Below are 20,716 nucleotides of genomic sequence, written 5' to 3'. Positions count from 1 at the left end.
CGGCATACAGCTTTAAAACTTTTGCTAATTAGAAAAAGTCTTACTGTATAAAGGCTACAGTCGGGTTTTAATCTTGTGCTAGGAAGTTGAATAGTAAGCACATCCCTAACATTGAACTAATTCCGTTTAAAAAAAACATCTTTTGGGCTTACAGAGTATTACAAATACTGAAGAATAATGCAGCATTTTTCAGGCATTGATGTTTGATTATTTACTTACCTGTGCAAGTAAATAAATGCCTGAAGGTGATCTCATTAGTCTCAAGCGATCGAGTTCCATTACTCATGGAATGTCAATTTCTGCTGTGCATAAGTCCAAATGTTGTGAGAAACAAATACTAATGGAGAATAAACGATGAAAACTGCAACAGCAATTGCAACCGCTTTGACACTACTCAGTCTAAGCACTGTGCCAGCCCTAGCTGCTACAGCTACTAAATACCAAGTCAAGGGGCAGAACGCTTACGCCTCTTTTTACCAATCTGATGATTGTAGTTATACCTACGTATCTGTTTATGGTTTTGACAGTGTTACTAAAAGTGGGCCTGGCGCTCCTATTTCTCAGACAGGGGGTTATTTAGACTATTCAAGCTATAATTACTGCACCGGAGCGCAGTTTTATGGTGGCGGTTTTACTGAAAACATTCCCTTCACAAGTAATAAGCTCAACTCAGCTACTTTGAATGGCACTTTCACAGTTTACGATTACTATTCGGAGACTTCCAAAACTGCAACAGTGAATTTAACGTGGACGGGTACAGGTGATACCTACCGTGGCAAATCCAATAGCCGCTATCAAGGGCCTGGCTACTCATCAATTTATCGCTCTAGTGGTTCCTCTCGTGATGCACAGGTTTCAGGCACTGTTACCTTAGATGGTACAAATTTGATTGCAAATATGACCAGCTATGGTAGTCTCAGTACGTCAAGCAATGGTTCTCTGGAGATTATCAAGTAGTAGGCTCTAGTGTGATAGGGGAAACACTTCGTATTTGGGTTTGACTCGATAAGAAGTGTTTTCCCATATTAAAAATTAAATAATGAATATTCAAGAAGCTTTTAATTCTGCCGCAGTAGATTACGATAACTTACGTCGGATCTTAATTCCCTGTTTTGATGACTTTTACAAAACAGCCGTTGAAATCATATCAAGCGATGTCTACGACGGGCTACGCCTACGCACTACACGGCTGAAGGTTCTGGATTTAGGTGCTGGTACTGGACTTTACTCAGGTATGGTGCAGTCCGTCTTTCCTAATGCAGAGTTCACTTTGCTAGACTTAGCCCCTGAGATGTTAGAAAAAGCTAAGTTGAGATTTAGCAAAATGGGTAAATCTCCCAAAATGTTAATCGGTGACTACGTTGAGACTGATTTAGGTGATTCCTATGATCTTATAATCTCTGCCTTATCGATTCATCATCTGTCTGATTTTGATAAAGAACTTCTTTATCAACGGATTTATGATGTTCTCAATCCTGGAGGGATATTTGTCAACGCTGACCAAGTTCTCGGCAAAACCCCTGATTTAGAAAAACTTTATCGTCAACACTGGTTAGATTCTGTCCGTACTAAGGGTATCTCAGAAGAGGATCTTAAAGCTGCACAAAAACGCATGGAATACGATCGCATGGCAACCCTTGATATTCAACTTCGCTGGCTAGAAGCGGCTGGGTTTCAAAATGTTGATTGCTGGTACAAAAATTTTAGCTTTGCTGTTTTTGGTGGTTATCGACCGACTAATTTGTAATTCGTAATTCGTAATTGCCCTTTACTCTGCCAATTTTGGAATTAACTTCAATGTCGCAGTAGTGTTATTTGTAACATTTCTTTGTTCCCACAGCATTGGGTGGTATTCAATTTTGCGCCAAGAGTCAACCATGTCGTTGTAGTGGTTATGGAAGGCATGGCCTGACTGTCCAGGGGTGTGAATAGCGACTGAGTTATCCAAATTTCCCAAATCTACAATCATCCGCAGTGAAGGAATATCAGTTACCTCAAAGGATTTATTTGCTCTCCAGCGGTTAGCATTCACTGTTTCGCCGTTACCAGCCGTAGCAAAAGCACCACGATTAAATAAAGCTTCAATCGGTGCAACCCCAGATTTACCCAAGGTGGCATTACGAAAAGTCACAGTGTGTAGTTTGCCCCAATTCCAGTTTTTCGGGTCTTTGCTTTGAATACGTTCTAGTTCATCCACAGCTTTTGTAAAAGATTGCCGCAGGATTTGGTCGCGGTTCTCAACTTCTGGGGTGTTGCGATTATCCCACCAAGAACTATTGGGCTGTTTTACCAGATTTGCTACCACAGCATACCAGCGATCGCCTCCATTCGGAAAATACCTTTCAGGCAACTGATCCTGAAACGTATCTGCTAGCAAGTATTTCCAAAATACTTCAAATAGGGCAGCAACAGGCGATGTCATTCCCAACTGCAAATTCCAATCTTGTAGAAGTTTTTGGGCTGCTTGCAAGCGGGGTGTGTCAACAGTGATAGATTGCAGTAGCGGTACTAATGTTTGTGCATTGAGATTGCGATCGTCACCCTGTATCTGCTGCACATCTTCCAGGGAAATCGGTTCGGTTTGTTGTGAAATCATCTCAACGATGCGCTGTGCCCGATAGCCATAAACCCAGTCTGCGGTAATCAAGTAAGGATATTCACGCATAACTAAATTATTGGCAGTAGCAATATAGCCTTGAGATGGATTGAAACTTTTGGGTAACTGCTCAAAGTCAATATAGCCTTGCCACTCATATTCATCCGTCCAACCAGGAACGGGATAACGTCCATTTCCCTTGGCTCGGATAGGGAATTTCCCAGGCATTTGGTAGCCAATATTGCCATCAACGTCAGCGTAGACCAAGTTTTGCGCGGGGACATCATAATTACTGGCAGCAGTGCGGAATTCCTGCCAGTTTTGGGCGCGATTGATTTGGGGAATGGCATACCCTAATTTGGAAGGTTCTAGGGCTGTCCAGCGCAGGGCTACAGCGTAGTTTTGCGGTACTTCTAAGGGCTGACTTGGCTGGAATTGCTTCAGATTAGGCGAAACATCAGAGAGAATCGGGCCATGTCGGGTATAACGCACTGTTTGCACAATCGGCTGACTTCCCGCGACTTGAATCGTCTCTTGCACGAGTTTCATATCAACCCATTTGCCATTTATCTGATACTGATTGGGGTTGTTTGGATTGAGTTTCTCAATGTATAAATCCATTACATCAGATAGCACATTGGTAACACCCCAGGCAATGCGATCGCTATGACCGATAACTACCCCGATCATTCCCGCAAAGGAAAAGCCAGTAACGTTGTAAGGACATTCTGCACTCTTAGATGTACAGTGCAAACCAACCTCGTACCATATAGAGGGTATTTGTACACCTAAGTGGGGGTCATTTGCCAAAATTGGCTTACCTGTAACCGTGCGCTGACCGGATATTACCCAGTTATTGGAACCAATGCCGATTCCCGTGGGGCCGATGAGTTGTTCTAAAGCCATCATCGGCTTGGTAATTGACTCTATTACTTCCTCAATACCAAAGGTGGTAAATGTTGTCTCATCAGGATTTTCATCCTCTCCTGTTTTCCTTTTTGCGAACTCAGGTAAAATCGCTGGCAAGTCTTGAGGATACGGTGGATACAGTTCTTCTACTTGAGCAGGAGTAAGGGTTTTAAGCAGGATGGCACGTTCAATTTCGCTCTGGAAATTTGTACCCAAATCGTAAGCCATCACCTTACCCCAAGTCAGAGAATGCAGTATTTGCCAAGGCTCTGGCTTATACCCAGGATTGAGAAATTTTAGCACAGCGTATTCTAGACTTAGGGCGCTGCCTTGATGCTCTGCAAGATAAGCATTGACACCATCGGCATAAGCTTCCAGGTATGCCTTCATCTCTGCATTAATTTCTTGAATTTCTTGTTGCGCCACCCTTGCCCAACCCATTGTCCGCAGATATCTGTCAGTATCAACCTGAGAGGAACCAAACATTTCTGAGAGTCGCCCAGAGCCGATGTGTCGCCAAAAATCCATTTGCCAAAAACGGTCTTGGGCGTGGATATAACCTTGCGCCATAAATAAATCGTGAGAGTTGGCAGCATAGATGTGGGGAATTCCCCATTTATCGCGCTGGACGGTTACTTTAGCTTTGAGTTCAGGTAGTTGAATTGTGCCACTCTCTTGAGCAAAGGATTGGCGCACAGTGTAAGTGGCGAATCCCGCTAACAATAGCCCCAGCACTAACAGCACAATTAAAGTTCTTTTGATCATCCGAGGAAACCAACGTTTCCTAAAGCTTTTAATTTGGGCTGGCTGTGGCATTGTTGAGTGAAATCACGCGATGTTACAACGTTGATATTACATCAGACCTAACACAGGCATTCACTTACACAGCTAAAATGATTTCAAGGAAACTCTTCAGCAGAACCACAACGCTGAGAATTAGCCTGTAAATATTATCTGGTGCGATCGCAGGAGGCAAAAAATGGGCTTGGCTGGATTAAGAATTGTGTTGGTAGAACCAGCTGGTCCGATAAATATCGGCGCGATCGCCAGGGTAATGAAAAATTTCGGGCTATATAATTTAGTATTAGTGAACCCCCAATGCGATCCGCTATCGACGGAAGCTTTGATGATGGCTGTTCATGCTCAGGAAATTATAGAATCTGCGGTATTAGTGCCGACATTACCAGAAGCATTGCATGGATGTGTACGAGCGATCGCTACTACTGGTCGTGTTCGGAGTTGGGAAACGCCCTTAGAAAACCCCCGCACTGCACTACCCTGGCTGCTGGAGGAACCAGAAGAACCCGCAGCACTAATTTTTGGCAGGGAAGACCGGGGATTAAGCAATGAAGAATTAAATTATGCACAGAGATTTGTTGGCATTCCCACGAGTCCAGATTATGTAGCCCTAAATTTGGCTACCGCCGTAGCAATTTGCTGTTATGAATTGTCACAATGTGCCCAGCAACCTAAGACTCAAACCTTAACCCAAACTGAACTTGCACCCTTAGATGTTGTAGAAGGATACTACCAGCAATTAGAATCATTATTATTAAAAATTGGCTATGTATATCCCCATACGGCAGCTAGTCGCATGGAAAAATTCCGCCAACTATATAATCGCGCTCATCTGAAAACAGGAGAAGTATACATGCTGCGAGGGATTTTGCAGCAAGTAGAATGGGCCCTTAAAAACCAGAGGGATGGTGAAAAATTGTAATTATTCGTTTAATATGTACGCAATCATCCCCCAAAATATTTAATATGGCTTAAACTAAACACAAAAATGCTACTTAGTGGCAAAGTAGAATTTGAGTATTAATATTGCTTAAATAAGTTTTGGGTTAGGAGTCTGCAAGAAAACAGTCAAGTGGGTCACAAGGAGTAACTGTGTCAGAGTCAAGTGACGAACTAACAGCTTTCTCGCGGCGTCAACCCTTAAATGGCCGCCAGCGTCCACAAAAGGTTCAAAAAGTGGCGCAGAAGAAAGTGAAAGTTAAGAGCCAGCAGCAGCAAGGTGCCACTGGCAGAGAAGCGGCGTTAGCACGCCCAAAAAATCGCATCAGTCCTCCCCCAACCCCTGGCGCTACACGCAGGGTAAAATCGGGCTTAGTCATGCCAACGGCAGTAAAACCAATACCTACTGGGAAGGGAAAAATTCCTCCCTTTCGACCAGGTGCTGTGATGGTGAAAACAGTGCGAATGGAAAAGCCAAAAATAGGCAGGCGTTCATCGCGGAAAACGCGGTTAAAGCCAATGGCCAAAACCTTGTTGTATGTTGTGCGGTTGTTGATTGTGGGTGTTGGCATGGGTGCAATTGTTGGCACAGCATTGTCAGTATTAGACCCGGCTAATCGCATCAGCACAACTTCTGCGCCGCAATCTAATAGTAATGTGGCGAATATAGCGCGATTGCAGCCGCAACCTACCCAAACTCCCCCAGTTGCAGCTTCGAGTATGTACTTATCCCAGGAAATTAGCGCTTTGAAAAATGCCGTACAAAATTTGGCGGCGACCAACCCAAATCTTACACCCGGAGTTTTCTTAGTAGATTTAGATACTGGTAATTATGTAGATGTTAATGGCTCTACCATTTTTCCGGCGGCTAGTACAATTAAGGTGCCGATTTTAATTGCCTTTTTCCAGGATGTGGACGCAGGGAAAATTCGCCTGGATGAAATGCTGACCATGCAACAGGATATGGTTGCTGGCGGTTCTGGAAATCTGCAATACAAATCAGCCGGAACCCAGTACGCCGCTCTGGAAGTCGCCACAAAAATGGTTACCATCAGCGACAACACGGCGACAAATATGCTGATTGCCCGGCTGGGAGGAATAGAGGCTTTAAACCAGCGTTTCCGAAACTGGGGATTGACAAACACAATAATTCGTAATCAACTCCCAGATTTGCAAGGGACAAATACCACTACTCCCAAAGAATTGGGGAATTTGATGGCTATTGTGAGTCAGGGAAATTTAGTGAGTATGCCATCACGCGATTTAATGCTCGATATCTTGCGGCGCACTCAGAGAAACACTCTGCTACCATCTGGTTTGGGAACAGGCGCGAGAGTATATCACAAAACGGGCGATATTGGTACTATGCTGGCAGATGCAGGTTTAATTATTGTTCCAACTGGCAAACGCTACGTAGCTGCTGTCATGGTACAACGTCCCAATAATGACCCTCGCGCTGAAAAATTGATTAGCTCAATTTCTCGTGCTGCTTACGAAGAGTTTAGCCAAAATGCTCTTACACCCAACAGTACAAGCACTGTACCCGCAAACGGTTATCAGCCTCAGGGTGTAAGTCCGGCTTTACCAAACAATACAACAGGCACTGTACCTATGAATGTTTATCAGCCTCCTGTTGTGAGTCCTGTACCCAACGGTATGGGAAGTACAGTACCCATAAACGGTTATCAATCTCCAGTTATGAATCCGCAGTATTATCCCCCAAGATAATTTAGGATTTTTGAATGTGAAATTGCCAGAACAAGTTTTACTAAGGCAGCATATAGTAAGCTAGTCAACTAATGCTTGCAAATTCATGTTTGTTTCTCCTGAAGTTCCACCAAAGTACGAGTTAGAGGAGCTTGCCAGACAGTTCCCTGAGTTAAACATTTCCGCAGTGGAGACTTGTTTAGCCTTTTTGAAAACTACAGCCCTTGTTTATGCCGCATTAGATGCCCATTTAGCTCGCCATCAGCTGTCTATGGGTAAATTTACAGTTCTCATGCAATTATTCCGAGCAAATGGTCAGCACTTAACACCTTCAGAATGTGCTGAACGCTCTGGTGTAACCCGTGGAACTATAACTGGATTATTAGACGGTTTGGAACGGGATGGATGGGTGAAGCGACAACCACACCCAGAAGATAGACGCCGTTTAATTGTGCAACTGACCGAGCAAGGGCAACAGAATTTGACAAAGATGCTGCCAGATCATTTTTGTCGAACTACTGGACTGATAGCTCATCTGAGCCTTACTGAGCAGAAAACACTGATACAACTCTTGTCTAAGCTACAAGCAGGAGTACCAGCGATGCGAGATTTTTAGTTTAAACAGGTAAATACCTTTGAAGTTAGGAAATTTTATCCTATTATAATAAGGAGCCATATTATATGGTAGCTAATTAGTTTTAGCTGATCTGCATTGTTCGTGCATCAAATCTGGAGACTTTATGCCCAAACTCAACGTTAAACAGAAAAACTGGTTACTCTCTGCTCATGTCGCTTCTGGTAGCATTTGGTTTGGATCTGCTCTATGTATGGTTGCGATCGCGTTAAAGAATGCCAATATTACCAATGGTGACGAACTGTATGCAATTAACACAACCTTGAAATTGCTTGATGATTTTGTAGTTATTCCCTCTGCAAACCTATCTTTGTTAACAGGAGGACTCCTCTGTTGGCTTACCGTTTGGGGATTCTTCAAACACTACTGGGTAATTGTCAAATGGATTGCCACAGTTACTTTGATTGTGGTAGGAACTATATGGCTAGGCCCGTGGGTTAATGCGGTGACAGGTATTTCAGATGTGGCACGGGAGCAAGCATTGAGCAATCCATTGTACATGTTTGACTTGAATGGAGTTTTGATTGGTGGTGCAATTCAAACTCTCTGTATACTTGCCATAATCGGCATTTCAGTCATTAAACCTTGGGGTAGAAGAGTGGTGAAAGCTCCAGAGACATCTACCTCATCAAGCAGCTAGAAAAATCGAAAGTGCCATCGCCACTAGCTTTTTGTTTCTAAAAGCTAAACTATACTGTTATCTTTTAATTTTTAACTTTTTTGATACCGCATTCCTGGTAATTGCGAAACTAAACCCATAAGTTCCAACTGTAATAAAGCACCCGAAACTGAGCCAGCAGCCATGCCGCTTTGTTGGACAATAAAATCGAAGGGTAAAGCATCACTTGTAAATGCATCCATTACAGTTTGTAACTCTGGCGATAAAGTTGGCGTTAACTGTTCTGGCGGTTTGGAAGCCTCGACTCCATCAATTTGTGGTATTGCCCCTAGCATTGTTAACAGTTCGTCTAGTTCCTTAAGAATAAAACTTGCTCCCTGATTCAGTAACTTTAAACACCCTTGGGATGGATAATCGTCCACTCTTCCAGGTAATGCATAGACATCTCTACCAAATTCATTTGCGTATGTAGCAGTAATTAAGGCACCAGATTTTAACGGCGCTTCCATTACCAGGATGGCGCGGCTTAAGCCTGCAATAATCCGGTTGCGGCGGGGAAAATGTGTGCGTTCGGGTGGGGTTTTGGTGGGGTACTCACTGACAACTAAACCAGCCGTCAAAATTTGCTTGTACAAATCCCGATTTTTATGGGGATAGATCACATCTACACCAGTTCCCAAAACTGCGATCGTCCGTCCGCCTGCTTTCATGGCGGCGATGTGGCTTTCTGTATCAATTCCCTCTGCCATACCAGAAACAACTGTAAAGCCATTTTTAGCTAAAGCTGTACTAATTTGGCGAGTCCAACGAATACCGTATTCTGAGGGTTGGCGTGTGCCGACAATCCCAACCATCGGTTTTTGTCCGAGATTTTCTTGGAGTTCGACTTCACCGCGATAGTACAAAATCGGCGGTGGACTGGGAGTTTCCAACAGTAAGCGGGGATAATCTGCATCTGCTGGTGTCCAGAAATGAGAGTTTTCTTCCTGATGCTTGGTGAATAGTTGTTCTGGATGCAAACGCGATCGCTGTTGTACTACTTTTTCTAGTGTTTGAAAACCAAAACCTTCTACCTCTGCCAACTGTACTTTAGTAGCATTCCAAGCTGTTGCTAGTGTACCAAAATGCTGTTGCAGCCGTCGCAGTAATACCGGGCCAATTCCCGAAATTTGTGCCCAAGCTAGCCAATATGCACCCTCTTCTACCACTGTTCTATCCTCACGCCTACTGGATTGAGTATTCCCAATATTAGGCTTGGGTGTTGATATGGGGATGGGACAATGCTGTGCGGTTAAGGCAAGAGACGCGATGAATCGCCGTCTCTACAAAGACTTCTTTCCCAATTCCCCTTGACTTTTGACTCTTGACTCTTGACTATTAACTATTGACTATCTATCTTCTGATCTTCTGTGATGAAATATTTTTATCGTCTTTTAATAAGCCTATCTGGGTGCTTAATATTTTTACTGGTGCATAGTGGTCTTGGTTTATTGCCTAGTTTGGCAGCCGAAAAAGTTACTGTCAGATACGGATTGTTTGAGCAATCGATTCCGGTGGCAGATATACGCAACTATGGCGAGAAGCAAAAGGCTTCTAGCGATTTGCAATCTTTCTTAGATTATCTCAGCGCTAAAGAGAAAGAGAAGTTTCAAGATGCTCTGCAAGTGAAAATGTCTCTAGATATTGTGGCTTTAGATAAGCTGCTAAATACAGGGATGGGTAAACAAATTTTATCTTTTGCATCCCAAGCGATCGCTCGTCGTGATCAAGCCAGTATACAAGCTCTACGATCTGCCATGATCATAGGAGCAAGATCACCAGAAGGTTTAGGAATAACCACTTTTCTAGAAGCCTATCCCAGCAATCAACTAGTTGTTGATGTGTCAAAAATTTCTAAGCTAGTTGGCATGGCAAATTCATCTTCTAGTGCTGCTGATGCACCACCAAAAGATAATGTAACTTCTTCACCTTTAGGGAAAATTGCCCTGCAATATCAGACACTCGCCGCCCAAAATAAACAGTTCTCAGGTTGTTTATTTGGCGATTCTATTTCCGCCGGACTTGGTAACACACTTGGGAGCGGGACTTTTAATTTTGGCTTAAATGGTCTGAGTACAATTTCATTACTGGAACAACTTAAAAGTTTAATTCCTACCAAGGTGAAATGTGAAAAAGCTATTATTGCCGTAGGTGGAAATGATGCTTGGTATGGAACTAGTGATGAGTTGTTTAGCAAAAATTTACAAGAAGCGATCGCACTAGTCCGCACAATGGGAAATAAAGAGATTTTTCTCATTCCGGCTTTTTATTCAACAGTTGCAGCAAGCTCAGATCCAACTGTAGCAGCCCCACTTTCTAGAGTTGAACAAATTAATGCTCTGATTAATCAAGTTGCTGAAATAGAAAAAGTACCAGTTGCAGCAGCAGGACTAGCACCATTGTATGAGAATAATGCTCTTAAAGAGAATTTAACAAGCGATGGCGACGATCTGAACGCAGAAGGACTTAACATTTACCGACAAGCATTATTACAAATCCTGGAAAAGTAATATGATGTTTGTCTAATTGCCTATAGTAAAAGCACTTGATCCCACTGAAATTACTTTATCTAGCATAATTCGTAATTCGTAACTCAAAATTACGAATTACGTTAGCGTAGCGGTAGCGAGTCCGCGAGCGTCATTACGAATTACGAATTATCACTTTTAGGCTTTCCAATTCAAAAACCGCGCATAAATATAAGCTATGCCTTCATCAATAATTGTCCTTACACCTTGGCTATAATCCCACCATTTATCTGGATCATAATCTTGTGTTTTGGCAGCAATTGCACCAACTTTGATGTTAGGGGTAAGGAGTTTTTTGAACAGCAACCAACTTCTACGGGTGTGAACGTCCAAGGAAAAAACATTAATTGATTGTAGATTTAAATTTGAATCAGATAGCCAGCGATTAAATTCGGCAGCAGATGCATAACTACGATCCTTAATTACCACAGGTGTCGGAACAGCTACCACCTTCTCTGATTCTAAACCGAGTTTTTTGAAGGTAGCGGCTGACACTTCTGCAAAGTTCTTGTATTCACTAAGATAATTTCCTTTTTCTATTGAGCCTCCGGTGGTAATTACTAGACTATAAGAACCGTTTTTAAATTCAGTTAAAGCTTCTTGTATGGCATAATCTGGTAGCCATCCTTCAACAACCAATACTTCTGCTGATTTAATAGGGGAAGTCACGGCGAGAAATGAGTGTACATGAGTAATAGTGAAAAAAATTAAATAAGCAATCAAAGCGATTGCAATCGCCCACCCCTGAGCCGTAAGTGTCCACATTTCTTGGCGTTTTATTAGTTTGATTTTTGGAAATTTTTGACGCCGACGTTTTTTTGTCTGCATTAACCCTTAGCTAAACGTTGTTCTTTCAAGTAGGTAAAGACAGACTTATCTCCAATATCAGCAGGAATTACTTGCACTGTCTTTCGCAGGGCAAAGACTAAAAACAACGTTGCCCAAATTCCTAATAAAATACTTTCCACCTGAGTTGGTAAAATTCCCACCAAATGTCCTAACAACAGTAGCGGTACTATTAGGGTTAATACTTTGGTTTCCAGGCGATTGAAGCAAAAAGCCTCTTTAAAATAAATACCTGTCAAAGCAACGAAGATAAAACCAACTCCAAATAAGGTAAGAGGCTGATTGTAAACAGTGAGAGCCAAAGGTTCACTACTAGAGATTGCCAGAATCACTGATGCTATACTACCGATCGCCCAAAAAATTTGCAACATTCGGTGCAGCGATGCCATGTAGATATGAATGGTAAATAAACTTACACCAAGAGCGAGACTAAAACAAGTATATAGAGGTGTAATTGCGGTAGAAACAGTTTGGTTATTGTTGAGCAAAACCAAAGCGCTGCCTATGGCAAAGCTTAGTGCTGCTACCATTAACCCAGCGCGATAGATAATTACGCCAGTGCGATCGCTTGGAGTAATTGTAAATTCCCCAAACTGGCCTTGATAAACTTCTGGTGGAGGTAGTGTTTGCGTAGTCATAGTTAAAAATATAGTTATGATTTACTAATAGAGTACAACGAGAAATTGCTGAAGAGTTACTTTTATTATTATGGGCAATCAGACGAACTTAGTGTCACAATCCCTAAACTCTTAAGCCATTCTTGTAGTATTAGTTGTCTTGAAAGACACTGTAGCTGATGAATTATCTCTATCATTTGATCGGATTTCCTTGGAGAGCGAAAGACATCACAACTAGTAAAACACGGCGTAAATCCAGCTCCCATCTCAATTAACTATACTAACAAGAGGCAAAATTTCCTTGTTAAAGGTAGATAAACTTCCGCCACAGTCTACTAGTAATTAGAAATGGTTTGTATAGACTCTATTTTAACTGAGGACTTGATTCTAAAATTAGACTTTAGTTGTAGCCAGTAGATATTGACAAATTTTAAATTTAGTGTGTGTAAAGCTTTAGCAATCAGATAACCCCATAGTTTAGTTGATATAAAGAAGATGAGCGATGGCGCAAGCGCCCACCGTAGGTGATCGCATTTGTCTAAATAATTACAAAAGTGTAGACGCTTCCTCGGTTTGTTGTCAGATATAGCTCTTTGTGGATGAGGATGTGCGATCGCTTAACAAAATAATTTACACTTAAGTCGATAGCGATTGCAATTAGACAAAGTGTATAATCTGCTTCAAAAATACGCCTTGTGATATCCAAGGTAGAGTGAGATGAGCGATCGCATAATTGGGCGTAAGAAATCAGCCGCATCTACTTTTACGAATCCTTCCCTTGCCTCGCAAGATACTCCGACACTAGCGAATCCAATCCGCGGCTTTGGTTCACAAATCAATACTAATGTGCCCCAAACAGTAACTGAGATAGCACCAGACCTTCAAGAGGCGCAATCTGCGGATGAGCAATCCTTAGCGCTCAAAGAAAAGCCCCTTAGTCACGACATTAGTAGCATACCGTTGCGTCGTCCACAGGCAAAACTCACGGTTGGAGAACCAGGAGACCAGTATGAGCAAGAAGCTGAGATGATGGCAAATCAAGTCATGTCGATGCCTGATTCTGCTGTGCAACGGGAGATTTTACCAAAAGAACAGACTCAAAGTGATATTTACTTTGGGTCAGGGAAGTCACCAGGGAATAATGAGTTAACTCATGTAGTGCAGCAGAAGGGGTATAGTATCCAGCGCGATCAGGCCGAAGACCTGCGGGATTTCGCCGACTTTGGTGAGCAAGACCAACGTGAGCAGATGCAGCAGCAACCACCGCCAGCGATGCAGGTCAACAATATCTCAGATGGAAGCGCTGCACAAAGCAAAATGACCGAGATCGAAGGGTACCGCCAGAACATGCAGAACGGCGGGCGCACTGGTACCGTCTCCGGGGACGAAATCTCCGCCAATGAAACAGCGATCGCGGCGCTATCGGACTACCTTGTAAATATCGGCGAGCAGGGTCGGACACTCTCGACCTTTCAGCAACAGTTGCAGCAAGTCCGATTAGACTATGGTCGCGTTGAAGGGCAGATGATTCACCTTGAAGCTATGGGGGTCGTAGACCCTAACCAGTCAGCGTCCTACCGTGCCGAGCAGATTGTCGGTGCGGCCACTGGTGCTAGAAGCGCTCAGGAGTCGGCAGGGGGAGTCAGAGGCAACGCTGAAACAATGCGTTTAGATGTACAGCAGAATCACGACACCCTGATACAGAAAGGCAACGATTTCAATGCTGCTCAGGGTAATGCTAGGCAAGCTGTACACGATCTGAACTCTGCATTAAGTAACCTTAACTCCGGCATCATCCCACGCGAGGCGAACCCCGAATTAGCTGCCCAGCGGAGCGCCATCTCGGCCAGGGTCTCGACAATGCAGAGCCGACTGTCAACCGGACTAAAGGTGCTGTCAGCAATCGGTGGTGCAGCAGGTATGGGTACAGCAGCAACGGCGGCCGCCAGTAATACCTTGGGTCAAGGGTTGACTAGTTTGGGACAGCAGGCACTGGGCACCATTAGCCCGGATTCTATCGCCACAGCAATCAGCCAAGAGTGGTACCGTGAGGAAACCAACCAGATTGAATCCCAGATTGCTCAGGCAAATGCCCAGACTCGCGAGGCCGCGATCAGCGTCAATGTATCCCAGCTGCGCGGGGCGCAAACGGCGATGTTCAACACGCTACAGATCCTTGAAGCCAAAATGAGAGAGTATCTACAGGCTCGCGACACACTACGCAACTCACTAGACCAGTTAGGCGCTGCTGCCGACCGTCAGAGAGGCGGACAGGGTTACTCAATCATCGCAGGTTTGCTGGGCGATGTAGATGTGCTCACCGTGCAAATCGACACCACCATCGGATTGGGACGAACGGAAGAGGAGGCAGCCGGACATGCTACCCAAGCACGAGAGCGAGTCGAGGGCAGGCGCAACCAGAAGTCGGGTCAGCGTGAGGGTGGTGTCACCTACTACATCCCGTATCAGACCTTCCAGCTTGCCAACTTTGGACGCTCAGGTGGGCTTGTGTACAAAGCATCACCAAACCAAATCTACTTCATCACTGCGGGGCGGATACCTGGCAGCGCATACGGTGGGCAGGGAGCCGCGAATCCGATCGTTCACCAGACAATAGAGGAGCTACAGCAGATGCGTCAGACGGTACAGGGTATGCGCTCTGTGCTATCGAACTCGTTGGGTCTAACTATGCAGCGCTAACGCTAGTGCCTAACCGTGTAACACATCGTTGCGATCACTCTTGATATTTTAAATAGAGAGCAATCAAGTTTTTCGGCAAAAATCAGAAGAGCAGATCGCTTTTAAAGAGAATGACGATTTCATGAGCAACTATTGTTAGTATTGGATGATAATTGGTCACCACACTAAAGATTGTCCCTCAAAAAATTATTTAGTTACCACAGAAGAAACTGTAGTTATAAACGTTCAAGTTCTTATAAGTTACGCTTAAGTTGTTATTAATAGAGCTTAAGCTGTGGTTACAAACGTTAACTATCCCTCAAAGTTAGGCGAGATAATTTATACTTAAGTCGATAGCGATCGCAATTAGACAAATTGTATGATGTGTGTTATCAACAATGCCTTGGTTTAGCTATAAATGAAGGAAGGGTGACATGAGCAATGATGGACGACAAGCTCCTGGGCGTCTACGCATAGTTCAGCACCAGAAAGCAGGTATATCAACTTTTATAAATCCGTCCCTTGCCTTATCAACTATTCCCACACTGGCTTCTCCAACGCGTGGCTTTGGTTTACAAACAAATAATCCTCCAATCCAAAGACTAACTGAGGCATCAACTGACCTTCAAGAAGCGCAGTCTGTTGATGAGCAATTCTTGCAAGCAGAAGCCGTCAAACAACAGCCTATTGGTCATGATATTAGTCGCATATCCTTGCATCGTCCGCAGGCAAAACTCACAGTTGGTGCGCCAGATGACCATTATGAGCAGGAAGCCGATAAAGTTGCCGATCAGATTATGCGAATGGCTAAACCAGAGCCAATAGGTTTACAGGATACACAGACTCAAGACCAAGTGCAAACTAAGCCTCTAGCAGCTGCGATAACTCCCTTAGTGCAACGAGAGGCGATGCCAGAAGAGGAAGAAATCCAAACTAAGCTTTTTAATGCACCTATCCAAAGAGAGATTTTACCAGAGGAATTACAAACCAAGCGATCGCTACAACTCGCTACCAATGACAGCTTCCAGACTGGGGAAAATTTTGAGAGTCGGCTAAACAGCAGTGAAGGAGCAGGAAGCCCTTTACCAGATGCAGTGCGCTCCTTTATGGAACCCCGCTTTGGCACCGATTTTAGTCAAGTGCGGGTACATACAGGTACTCAAGCGGTGCAGATGAATCAAGATTTGAATGCCCAGGCATTTACGCACCAGCAAAACATTTTCTTTGGTGCAGGCAAATCACCCGGTAATGATGCATTGACTGCCCATGAACTGACTCATGTGGTGCAGCAGACAGGTATAGCCCAGAGAAAATTAATTCAACGGGCAATTAACCCCACATACAACGTTACTCACGGTTCATTTCAAGTGAATGCTACAACGGGTGGGTCAAACCTACCCATCACGATCCGATTTCACCCTTCTGTCACCGCTCCTTACTCCAACCAGATTGGACTAATTCAGATTGTGCGACTGACAAATGCTGCGGGTACTAGTAATGTGGAACCTCAGTCTTTGCCTGCTGCTCGTGGTGCTAGCCTCCGTACCACTGCTGATGCTGCCACGGGAGTTGAGGGTGGATATTTCACTGACGCACTGCACAATGATGCACCTGCCCACGGTGGTGCCGGAACCAATGCTCCAGCAGGAAGTGCTTTACCTGCTCAATACCCCTTTGGCAACGACCCGGCTCAACCTAATCCCGCAACTCCTGGACTTTCCCGACCTTCTTCCAGTGGTGCAGGTGGAGCCACTATTGGTTACAAACGCTCCGATGACCCGACTGATATTAAAGATGCAGAGCTAACCGATGCACCAGGGTACTCGTCAATCAACCCAGCCAACCCCGATATCAACTTCGATTTTGAGACAGTGGCGAAGGGCGAAGACACGATGACAACTTACGGTGCTCTCAAATGGGGACTTCAGATCCGGTCTGGCGTGGTTCAGAATGAACATGCATCAGTACAGGATGGGCAATCCGCCACTTTTGATGCGGCTTTGGATAAGCATCGAGATTTTTACGTACACGAACCAGTTATTTTTTACTTTGATTTCGACAGCGACCAACTGAGTTCCAGCGAAACAGGCAAGATTGATACATTCTTAGATTACCTGCGGCGCTTCCCTGATGTAAAAGTAACTCCCGAAGGCTTCGCTGACAGGCGCGGTGGTGCTTCTCGGCACAACTTGGAGCTATCATTACGCAGAGCGCAGGCAGTAGGAGCAGCCCTGCGTGCTAAGGGTGTAGCTGAAGCTCAAATTAGTGCTGTCACTATTGGCTCTGGATCAACCCAAGACTTTACACCTGATGCCACTACTAACCAAGATACAGAAGCGAATCGTCGGGGCAATCGCCGGGTCGTTTTGAGCTTTGAGCATGTGCCAGCAGCAGCACCAGCAGCGGGAGGAGCGACACCGTGATCTGGAGAACGGCAGGAATATTCGTGACAGTTTTGATACTCGTCATTGGAGGAAATTTGTATATGAATAATCAAGACGCTACCGCCACAACTATGGAGCAGATCAAAGCACGCCTCTACTCCACAGATCAAGACATTAGCGGTTTGGCTCTGGGTGAATTGATCCGTTTAGGCAAACAAGCTACCCCCATTTTGTTGGAAGCCTTGACTCATTCCAACCCCCGTACCCGTCGTCTTGCAGCTGAAGGACTGAGCGAAATTGCTGATCCTGCCAGTGCCGATGCTTTGTTCCAAGCCACCCATGATCCTAATCCAGAAGTGCGTGCCCGTGCTGCCACTGCTTTACACCAATTAGGAGATAAACGCTCATTGCCTGCTTTGGTTGCCACCCTTGATGATTACCCTGACATCCTGCACAATCCTTACACAGCCTCGATGTATCCTCTAATGCGAGGGGGAAAAGAAGTTTTGCCTTTTGTAATTCCTCTTTTGCAAGCACCCAATGACCTCACTCGTGAACGAGCTTTTTTGATTGTTAAGGCTGTGGTAAGTAAACTACCCCAAGGGCAGGACTGGAATCAGTTGTGGCAGAATTTGGGAAGTTATGATCCCGCCGGGCCAGAGTCAGAACGAGATAAAGCAGCTCAACAATGGCAGGAATGGTTAACACAGCTTTGAGCCGCACAGTTTAAAATTTTTTCAACTTGCTTCGGAGCTTTGATTTCAGTAAATAACTGAATTGCCTGATTAAAATTCATTTGACTTTCATCAGGCTTTACCATCTTCTGATAGGTTAAACCCAATTGAAAATAAGCTTCAGCTAAATCACACTTAGCACCTATTTTATCCAAAAGTTCGATGGCTTCTCTATGATGAACTAGGGCTAATTCAACATCTGCTTGTTGCCGATTAATTTCTGCTAAACCATTGAGTGTTTTTGCTTTTACCTGCATATAGTGACTTTCTTCAGCAAAGGTCAAAGCTTGGTGAAATATTTGATTGGCCTGGGAAAAATCTCCTAAATTGACGTAGGTTTGACCCAAAATTTGCATGAAGTAGACAAATCGCCCAGTCTGTTCTACCAGTTTTGCGTTTGTAATATTCTGATAAGCTACATCTGCTAATGCAAAGGAGGCATCACGCAAACCTAAATAAGAATACACCAAAGCCAAACAAACTGATGCTTTCTCTGCCCAGCGATGATGCTCAGTATTTTGGGCTAGGTAAATTACTTGTTGAAATAAATTCGTGGCTGCCTCTAGTTCCCACAAATCTATTTTATAAAGACCAATACTTAATAAAGAATCTACTTTTAGCATCCTCAGATAGTAAACCGGATGTTTATTTCCTGGTTGAGGTACAAGCAATTTGAGTGCTTGTGTTGCCAGATTAATAGTCTTTTCTTGACAGGCGATCGCTTGACTAATTTTACCTATTATCCAATATAAATCACCTAATATATTATAAAGTTCGCTGAATTTCTGGTCGTTTTCTAGATTATTAACAACTTGATTAATTGCCGTAAGTATCGGTTGAATTAAACCCATACGATACAAAGTACTACCAAGAGGCAAAAACTGCTGCCATTGATTATTTCTGCTTTTTAAAACTACCTTACCTGCTAACTCAAACTCATTAATTTCTATATAGTGATAATATGCTTCCAGAGCTTGCAAAGCATCTTTAAAGGTTTCAATTTGTTGAACACTAGTTGTCCAAAATTCTGCGGCTTTGTGGTTGGTAATTTCCCATTCATCGCTGGGACGTAAACGCGCGATCGCTTCTTTCCGAATCACCGGATGCAGCCAGTATTCACCTTTATCACACTCCACCAAAGACCGATTTCTCAAGGAGGCGATGATTTGACGATGTTGTTCAGGTGGGACATCCCAAAGTAAACAAAATAAACCTTGTGATGAGATGCTGGGTATATCTTGGTAACGATAACATCCCAAACGGCAAAGCAGGCGATATGCTTGGGGGTCGAGGACTTGCAGACGATTGATTTGACTAACCGCCAAATTTTTTAAATCGGTTGCTGCTAAAGGATCAGCATGATTTTCTTGCCAATAAAGAACCATGTCACCGTCGAAATCCTCCTGAATCGAACCGCAGAGAATTCCCATTGCTTTCGCATTACCGCCATAAGTGCGATGCATGATTTGCAAGGTTGGCGAGTTAATAGCTAACCCACGGTTGCTAAAAAATTGTTGCCATGCGCTTTGATCCAAGCCAGGAAGCCGATAGTGATTTACATTTAGCCCAGGTTCACAAAGGCGATCGCGACTGGTAATCAAGGTGACAGATTGCACCCTTGCATCAGCCAAAACCCGCAATAGTTCTACATAGTTGCGGTGAGAAGCAATCAATCCACCTTGTTGATCTAATGCAGGTTCGAGATTATCAATTAACACCCCAATTCGTCGATTGTGGAGTTGGCGCTTGAGTCGTCCCAATGTCACCCCAAATTCTACCCCAGGTTCTTGATCAAAATCTTGTTTGAGCCATTCCTCTACTACTCGTTCGGCGGGGGTGATATTCTGCGTTTCCTTCGCCATCAGCAGTTCCAAAACCAAGTCAAACCCCTGAGTTTGGAGATATTGCTGCGCTAGAGTAGTTTTACCTAAACCTCCCTCACCTTGGATAACAATCACTTTCGATCCCTGATTTACCAAAGTATTCAGGTGAGCGATCGCTGCTGTTCGTCCAATAAAATTGGTATCCTCTAATTTTGGGATGGGATTTTGGGGCGATCGCGAGTAATCAATCAGACTGGATGATATAGCAGTAGTTTTTCTCAGAACTCGCTCTAAAGTAGCGCGACAATTACTTTTGGTAATTTTTTCCCGCAATACTTTAGAAAGCAGCTTCCATAACTGAGAACCAGCATCCTTGGCGTGTCCTTCCGTACAACCGTAAGAATGAGCGATATCTAAGTATTTTCTACCCAACCAAACTTGCACAAGAATCACTTTTTGCAAATCGCTCAACCGTTCCCCAGTCTGCGGGGGAATTGTGGCATCTAACCATGCTAATGCTGCTTCAGCGTCCATTGTGTAACGACAAGGGGAATTCAGATTTTAGGGACAACCATAAATCACTCTACAGTTATGTTGCGGGAGTTTTCGGATAAGATTCTGTAAATCCGACTTTTTTCCCGACTTTTACAAACTTTATTCAAAATTTAGCAGCAAGTTCTTGAAAGGATTGCTGTTTATTCCAACGGTAAGTATTAAAGTCTCGTTTTAGTTGCCAAGTGCCACGAAAAAGCCAGTATGAGCGATGATCATACTTTTGTTGCATGAGCGATGTCTACGATGAGCTTCTCTACGAGACGCTACGCGTAGCTTGCTTCCCCGCAGGGGTACGCTTACGCACAGTAG

17 protein-coding genes are annotated in these 20,716 nt (G+C 44.0%); 10 read left to right on the top strand and 7 right to left on the bottom strand.

Annotated features, from left to right (window positions below; all coding sequences use genetic code 11):
• The first annotated feature begins 354 nt into the window (after positions 1-354).
• Complete coding sequence (locus H6G92_RS07510) at positions 355-957, top strand: hypothetical protein (protein WP_190892412.1); 603 nt, start codon at positions 355-357, stop codon at positions 955-957.
• Between the two features lie 82 nt (positions 958-1,039).
• Positions 1,040-1,747, top strand: a complete 708-nt coding sequence (locus H6G92_RS07505; RefSeq protein WP_190892410.1) for a class I SAM-dependent methyltransferase — start codon at positions 1,040-1,042, stop codon at positions 1,745-1,747.
• 21 nt (positions 1,748-1,768) lie between these two features.
• Here H6G92_RS07505 and H6G92_RS07500 read toward each other — a convergent pair whose 3' ends face one another.
• A complete protein-coding gene (locus tag H6G92_RS07500; protein WP_190892408.1) occupies positions 1,769-4,321 on the bottom strand; it encodes a penicillin acylase family protein in 2,553 nt (850 codons plus the stop codon).
• Between the two features lie 163 nt (positions 4,322-4,484).
• Here H6G92_RS07500 and H6G92_RS07495 point away from each other — a divergent pair, with 163 nt between their 5' ends.
• The 4 genes from H6G92_RS07495 (at position 4,485) to H6G92_RS07480 (ending at position 8,223) form a co-directional block, all read left to right on the top strand.
• A complete protein-coding gene (locus tag H6G92_RS07495; RefSeq protein ID WP_190892406.1) occupies positions 4,485-5,225 on the top strand; it encodes an RNA methyltransferase in 741 nt (246 codons plus the stop codon).
• Between the two features lie 170 nt (positions 5,226-5,395).
• Positions 5,396-6,970, top strand: coding sequence for a serine hydrolase (locus tag H6G92_RS07490; RefSeq protein ID WP_190892404.1), 1,575 nt, complete (start codon positions 5,396-5,398; stop codon positions 6,968-6,970).
• 85 nt (positions 6,971-7,055) lie between these two features.
• Complete coding sequence (locus H6G92_RS07485) at positions 7,056-7,565, top strand: MarR family winged helix-turn-helix transcriptional regulator (protein ID WP_190892402.1); 510 nt, start codon at positions 7,056-7,058, stop codon at positions 7,563-7,565.
• A gap of 124 nt (positions 7,566-7,689) precedes the next feature.
• On the top strand, positions 7,690-8,223 hold the full coding sequence (locus H6G92_RS07480) for a hypothetical protein (protein WP_190892400.1): 534 nt from the start codon (positions 7,690-7,692) through the stop codon (positions 8,221-8,223).
• A 71-nt stretch (positions 8,224-8,294) separates the two neighbouring features.
• Here the strand turns inward: H6G92_RS07480 and dprA are convergent, their stop codons facing one another.
• Positions 8,295-9,410, bottom strand: coding sequence for a DNA-processing protein DprA (dprA, locus tag H6G92_RS07475; RefSeq protein WP_190892398.1), 1,116 nt, complete (start codon positions 9,408-9,410; stop codon positions 8,295-8,297).
• Positions 9,411-9,671: 261 nt separating this feature from the next.
• On the opposite strand from dprA, the gene H6G92_RS07470 reads away from it, so the two are divergent.
• Entirely contained in the window at positions 9,672-10,751 is a 1,080-nt protein-coding gene (locus H6G92_RS07470) for an alpha/beta hydrolase (RefSeq protein WP_313889945.1), read from the top strand.
• Between the two features lie 156 nt (positions 10,752-10,907).
• Here H6G92_RS07470 and H6G92_RS07465 read toward each other — a convergent pair whose 3' ends face one another.
• From H6G92_RS07465 to H6G92_RS07455, 3 genes are all read right to left on the bottom strand, one after another.
• The gene (locus H6G92_RS07465) at positions 10,908-11,597 is read right to left on the bottom strand and encodes an ElyC/SanA/YdcF family protein (RefSeq protein ID WP_190892394.1); all 690 of its coding nucleotides are present in this window, start codon (positions 11,595-11,597) and stop codon (positions 10,908-10,910) included.
• Positions 11,597-12,253, bottom strand: coding sequence for a DUF2301 domain-containing membrane protein (locus H6G92_RS07460; protein WP_190892392.1), 657 nt, complete (start codon positions 12,251-12,253; stop codon positions 11,597-11,599). The genes H6G92_RS07465 and H6G92_RS07460 overlap by 1 nt, the downstream gene beginning before the upstream one ends.
• 517 nt (positions 12,254-12,770) lie before the next feature.
• Complete coding sequence (locus H6G92_RS07455) at positions 12,771-12,989, bottom strand: hypothetical protein (protein WP_190892390.1); 219 nt, start codon at positions 12,987-12,989, stop codon at positions 12,771-12,773.
• 89 nt (positions 12,990-13,078) lie between these two features.
• Here H6G92_RS07455 and H6G92_RS07450 point away from each other — a divergent pair, with 89 nt between their 5' ends.
• The 3 genes from H6G92_RS07450 (at position 13,079) to H6G92_RS07440 (ending at position 18,011) form a co-directional block, all read left to right on the top strand.
• The gene (locus tag H6G92_RS07450; RefSeq protein WP_190892388.1) at positions 13,079-14,932 is read left to right on the top strand and encodes a hypothetical protein; all 1,854 of its coding nucleotides are present in this window, start codon (positions 13,079-13,081) and stop codon (positions 14,930-14,932) included.
• Between the two features lie 413 nt (positions 14,933-15,345).
• The gene (locus H6G92_RS07445; protein ID WP_190892377.1) at positions 15,346-17,334 is read left to right on the top strand and encodes an eCIS core domain-containing protein; all 1,989 of its coding nucleotides are present in this window, start codon (positions 15,346-15,348) and stop codon (positions 17,332-17,334) included.
• A gap of 62 nt (positions 17,335-17,396) precedes the next feature.
• Positions 17,397-18,011: a HEAT repeat domain-containing protein gene (locus tag H6G92_RS07440; RefSeq protein ID WP_190892375.1), complete on the top strand. Its 615-nt coding sequence runs from the start codon at positions 17,397-17,399 to the stop codon at positions 18,009-18,011.
• On the opposite strand, the gene H6G92_RS07435 is transcribed toward H6G92_RS07440, so the two are convergent.
• Both H6G92_RS07435 and H6G92_RS40210 read right to left on the bottom strand, forming a co-directional pair.
• Positions 17,978-20,386, bottom strand: a complete 2,409-nt coding sequence (locus H6G92_RS07435; RefSeq protein ID WP_190892373.1) for a tetratricopeptide repeat protein — start codon at positions 20,384-20,386, stop codon at positions 17,978-17,980. The two genes, H6G92_RS07440 and H6G92_RS07435, sit on opposite strands and share 34 nt — an antisense overlap.
• 124 nt (positions 20,387-20,510) lie before the next feature.
• Positions 20,511-20,636 carry a hypothetical protein gene (locus H6G92_RS40210; RefSeq protein ID WP_277926726.1) on the bottom strand — a complete coding sequence of 42 codons (126 nt, stop codon included), beginning with the start codon at positions 20,634-20,636 and terminating at the stop codon, positions 20,511-20,513.
• Positions 20,637-20,716: the final 80 nt, after the last annotated feature.

The organism is Nostoc foliaceum FACHB-393 (genome assembly GCF_014698505.1).
Taxonomy (GTDB): domain Bacteria; phylum Cyanobacteriota; class Cyanobacteriia; order Cyanobacteriales; family Nostocaceae; genus Nostoc; species Nostoc foliaceum_A.
Note: the sequence above shows the minus strand (reverse complement) of the source record. Positions and strands in the feature narration are given on the sequence as shown.